Source organism: Armatimonas sp. (assembly GCF_043760365.1).
GTDB lineage: Bacteria > Armatimonadota > Armatimonadia > Armatimonadales > Armatimonadaceae > Armatimonas.
On sequence record NZ_JAYUPA010000456.1, the window covers coordinates 1 to 4,726 of the forward strand.

The following is a 4,726-nucleotide window of genomic DNA, read 5'->3' on the forward strand; positions in this document are numbered from 1 at the left end:
GTGAATGACATGCTGCACTATGCCTTTCCCCTCACCAAGTCCCGGCAGTTCAATACCCACCCCGGCCTGGTTGCCACCGATCCCGCTGCCCTGAAAGACCGTCCCGAAATTATTCGTTTCACCGCCAAGCTCCCCGCCGCCCCCGTGCGCCTGTTCGTCCTGAGTGATGCCGTCGCCGCCTGGTTCCTGCTGGAGTACGAGCGCAAGCGCAAGCCCTGGAACCTCATTCCCCGTGACACGATTTTCCCCGCCTGGCTCAAAGGCACAAGAGACAGCGGTGCCCTCAAAAACGACGATGTCACGATTATTGAGCTAGAAATCTAGAGTCGCTAGGCGAAGCGATCCGGGGAAAGCAGCGTCAGCGCAATGCTGAGCGGCACTCCGGCGAGCATCTCCCCCACGAGCTTACCCGTCACCGGCCCGAGCGAGAGCCCCATCATCGCGTGCCCCGTGGCGACAATCACATTGCTCCATTTTCCAGGCCGCCCCAGATACGGCAGGCCGTCGGGGCTGACCGGGCGCAGGCCGCTCCACGTGGGCAAGCCCGCGAAGTCCGTTTCTGAGAACGCGGGGTAGTAGCGCGGCACGGACTTGACGATCCCCGCGACGCGGCGTGGGTTCACCGAGAGATCGTTGCCCGCGATCTCCATGGTTCCCCCCACCCGCAACGTCCCCCCCATCGGGGTCACGGCGACGCGTGCCTCAACAAAAATCGAGCAGATCTCAGGAAGCTGCTTTGGGTTTTCCAGAGTTATGGAGTAGCCTTTCCCCGCCTGCATCGGGAGCGTGAGACTCAGGCCACGCGCCGCCTCGGGGCTCCACGCGCCGCCCGCCAGCACGAACTGATCAGCCTCGAACTGCCCCACACGGGTCAGTGCCGCCGCCACCCGCCCCTTTGTCGTCACCCAGCCCGCCACCGACGCGCCGTAGACAAAGCGCACTCCGCGCTCTTTGAGTCGCCGCGCGAGTCCGGCCATCAGCTTGCTCGGCGAGAGGTGACAGTCGTTGGGAAAGTACACCGACCCGGCGATCTCCATGGTGATATTTGGATCGAGCTTCGCCGTCTCCTCGGGTGTCAGTACCTCGGCGGGAATGCCTAGCGCACGAGCTTTTGCCGCCATCGCCGTCTCTTCCTCAAGAGCATGCGGGGTCTTGGTGAGCATGAGCAGGCCACGCTTTACCAGCCCAAACTCATTGCCAAACGCCTCGGCGAGCGTCTCGTACTCCGCCCGGCTGAGGTTATTGAGATCGCGTAGCAGAGGTGCGCTTCGGTCCACGTGCTCCTGCGTGGCGGACTTCATGAACTTCAGCCCCCAGTCCACCAGCTCTTTGGTGGGCTTGGGGCGAATCCAGAACGGGCTCTCCGGGTTGGCGAGCTGCTTCAGACCATAGAGCATCATCCCCGGCGCGGCGAGCGGCACAAAGTGACTGGGAACGATCATTCCCGCATTGCCCAGCGAACAGCTCGTGCTTCCCTCGGGGTTGCGCTCTAAAACGATAACATCGAAGCCACGCTCCGCCGCGTACCACGCCGAACAAAGCCCGATAATTCCTCCGCCGATAATACAAACCGTCAACTCTCTCTCCTTCGCCGTTTAGTAGGGGGGATTGGCGGGGCCGTCGTAGCCACACATTCCCAGGCGCGGCGAGTTGACCAAGAGCACGGGTGAGTAGTCCGTCATGTGCCCGTGTGGCTCCAGGCAGTCATCGCACAGAACAACCCACTCGCCCTCTTCCGCCATGCACTCCGAGCAGAGCCAGCGGGCGGGATTCTCGCACTCCTCGCAGCTTACCTCGAGAATCTTGTTGCGAACCATCAGTACGAGGGGATGCTCGGTGGTCGGAGCCCCTTTGCGCTCGGCCATCATCCGAAGCGTCGTCTCCGAGGTAGAGCCCATGTCGTAGAGATGGGTGACTTCTTTTTGCGTTTTGAAAACGCTTTCCACCTTGCGTGAGGGAGAAATCGTGTCCTCCCACGCCTCGTAGGCAAACTCACTCAGGTGGCCGCAGCACTCCAGCCAGATCGTGCGCAGATACCTGTCCAAGTCTTCCAGAGTTGCGGAGCCGCGCACCTCAAGATCGAGAAAGAATGCTTTTGTGTGGGCGGACTCGGCCCGCAGATAGAAAAGCGTCTCGGATTTCCCGGTCGCCGTGTCTATCGCCGCCTCTCGCTTCGCGCACTTTTCCAAGTGCTTGCCAATACTCTGCTTGGCGACTTCCTCGCCGCAGTAGCTACAGATGCCTCGTGGTCTTGCTGCCATGTTGCTATTGTACCTTTAGCAGTTGCGGATTCGGAGTATTGTGCTGCCTGGTGCCTAGAGCGTTGGCTCCCACTTGACATGCCCGTCGCCATAGATCACAGCGCGTCCTCCTGGGCTTGGAATGTAGCCAAGCACGGTCTCACCGAGCTTGCCCTGCTTGCTTAGCTCCGTGGAACCTCTGTAAGAGTAGACAAAATCCGAGAACGCCTCGTTGTTGCCGACGTAGGGAAGGATCGCGTCTTTGATGCCGGAGGGATCATGGGGCAGGTTCTCGTCGTAGTCCTGTGCGTACATCACTAGTCCAGTACCGATCTGTTTGGCACTCTTCAGTGCTAGCTCCTTCAGCAGCTTCTCGAAGGCGAGGCGATCCAGCGCCGCCAGCGGCTGGGCATAGAGTGTTCCGTCGCGGACAAAGATCACGGCGGAGAGATCAGCCAGGAGCTGGGGGAAGTCACACTCGGCAGCGACAAATGCTTGGGCATATTTCTTCTCCGTCCCTAGCTCGGTCGCATCGAGCCAGAGCGCACTGGTTTCCTGCGCCCTCCCCGAGATGCTGGTGAGCTTTGCCCGTGTTTTATGCAGGGTCAGCGGTAGCTTTATCGGTGCATAGAGCCGCTCTTTTGTCTGCATGTCCCCAGGCTTTTCGGTGAGGGATGTGAGCTGTGCATCCCGGATTCGCACCTCACTCCAGAGCTTTTTAGGCATAGATTTACTCTCAGGAGCTTCATCAGCAAACTCCACAAAGATTGCACTCTTCCCGTCAGCACTCAGTCCTTTTAGATTGGGAAACAAGGTCGTGAACTGGGTAGTGGGAGTGAAGCGCCCCTCGGGCGAGAGAAAGCAGAGCGCACTGCCCTTGGGGTTCTTGAGGCTGTAGCCCTGGAACAGAAGAAGCGATGTGCCGGGCACAGGCTGGGCATTCCAGAGAATATCCGCAGGCAGACTCAGCCAGCGAAGGCTGCTTCGCTCGATGTCCACCAGCGCATAGCTCACCCTGATCTCTTTGTCTTCGTCGCTCTTCTGGATCAGGAGTGAGACCACGGCTCTCTTACCTCCTGGAAACCAGGTTGCACCGCCCAGCGTGTGACGCACTCCCGTTGCTGTGTCGTCTTGTATACGATGCAAGAGCTTCGTCGTGCGCCGACGTGCATCATAGAGCCAGAGCTTGCTCTCCCCGAGGGGGAACTTGTCCTCTGGGGTGGGCTCCGGGCGAAGGCTCTGGGTGACTAAGACAAAGCGTCCTTCTGGTGAGGCAACCAGGGAGGTGAGCTTTCCCGTCAGCACCGGCTCGATGGCCCCCAAGAGATACACCCCCTCTTTCGTGGTGACAAGGCGCGGTGACCGATTGAACGACTGGAGGCGACGGGCAGTGGCAAGCGCCCCTGTGGCAGCAAGCAGACCCGTGGTAAGAAAAAGTTGACGGCGATTCATCCTCTGACTATAACCCAAAGCGAGAGTCTTTGGTTGCGTAGGTAGCGCAAGTTCGGGCACAATGCTCGTTATGAGACAGAAGGCCGATAGCATAATGGAGCGTGCGCTGCAATTCGTGTGCTGGCTGGCAAAAAACCGCAGTGAGAGGGATGAGCTCAGGCGGCTTTGGAGAGGGTACTGACCACATCAAAGGCCATCGTGAGTTTTTCACGGGCCAGCAGGCGCCCCACGGCCTCACCTGGCATGAGGCTCACGTCGCACCCGAACTTCTTGCGCTCCTCCGCGAAACGATGGAGCAGCGCGAGGGTTCCGATGTCTAAGAAATCTACCTCACGCATGTCCAGCTCGACATGGTCCAGAAAGCTAGGAAGCTGGCGCAGGTGGAGCTCCAGATACGGGCGGTTCTCCTCGTTGGCCGCGCCATCTAGAACCAGAGCGGCCAAGCTGCCGCGTAGTGTCGTGCGCACTTCCAGAGTCTCCGGCAACTGGCCGCGCAGGGCATCGGTGAAGGTCTGGTACACCCGTAGCCGTGACTGCGCCTGCGAGATTTTCAAGACACTCTTCAGATGCGACGGCACCCCGACCAGACGCACTTCCCGCCCCACAAACGCGGCGCGCTTGGGCAGGTTGAGCAGTGTCCCTAAGATCGCACTGTCCATGTCCGTTGTATTTTGAAGATCTAACACCAAGTGCGACGGCAGATTCAGCGCGTGCTCCGCCTTAGCCTGGAACTTCGCGAGCTGCTTACTGTCGAGCGAGCCCACCAGCGAGATCACCGTACAGTCGCCTAGAGTAATATCCGCGACCCGCGCCTTCCCCTGCGAGCGCTTGCGGCGACGCATTACCCAGAGCTGGAGAGTGATAAAGCGCGCAAATTGGACAATATCACGCACGTAGCGCCGCCAGAGCCGCTTGGGTTCCTGGCAGAGCCGGTGAAGCCACTCAAACCCCGACTTCTGCATCCACTCGGGGGCGCGCACGGTCGCTCCCGCCAGAAAGTCAAAGGTCCCCCCAACCCCGATGCACACGGGCAC

At 60.1% G+C, this 4,726-nt stretch carries 4 protein-coding genes and 1 pseudogene; 1 reads left to right on the plus strand and 4 read right to left on the minus strand.

All coding sequences use genetic code 11. The features are described from left to right. A pseudogene (locus tag ACH2EH_RS10715) lies at window positions 1-324 on the plus strand (hypothetical protein); the annotation flags it as partial. Window positions 325-329: 5 nt separating this feature from the next. Here ACH2EH_RS10715 and ACH2EH_RS10720 read toward each other — a convergent pair. The 4 genes from ACH2EH_RS10720 to ACH2EH_RS10735 all read right to left on the minus strand — a co-directional run. Next, window positions 330-1,577, minus strand: a complete 1,248-nt coding sequence (locus tag ACH2EH_RS10720; RefSeq protein ID WP_395141519.1) for an NAD(P)/FAD-dependent oxidoreductase — start codon at window positions 1,575-1,577, stop codon at window positions 330-332. A gap of 18 nt (window positions 1,578-1,595) precedes the next feature. Beyond that, window positions 1,596-2,261 carry a hypothetical protein gene (locus ACH2EH_RS10725; protein ID WP_395141521.1) on the minus strand — a complete coding sequence of 222 codons (666 nt, stop codon included), beginning with the start codon at window positions 2,259-2,261 and terminating at the stop codon, window positions 1,596-1,598. A 54-nt stretch (window positions 2,262-2,315) separates the two neighbouring features. Further along, window positions 2,316-3,692 carry a hypothetical protein gene (locus ACH2EH_RS10730; protein ID WP_395141523.1) on the minus strand — a complete coding sequence of 459 codons (1,377 nt, stop codon included), beginning with the start codon at window positions 3,690-3,692 and terminating at the stop codon, window positions 2,316-2,318. 155 nt (window positions 3,693-3,847) lie between these two features. Beyond that, on the minus strand, window positions 3,848-4,726 hold an 879-nt coding region (locus tag ACH2EH_RS10735), incomplete at its 5' end, for a WecB/TagA/CpsF family glycosyltransferase (RefSeq protein WP_395141526.1).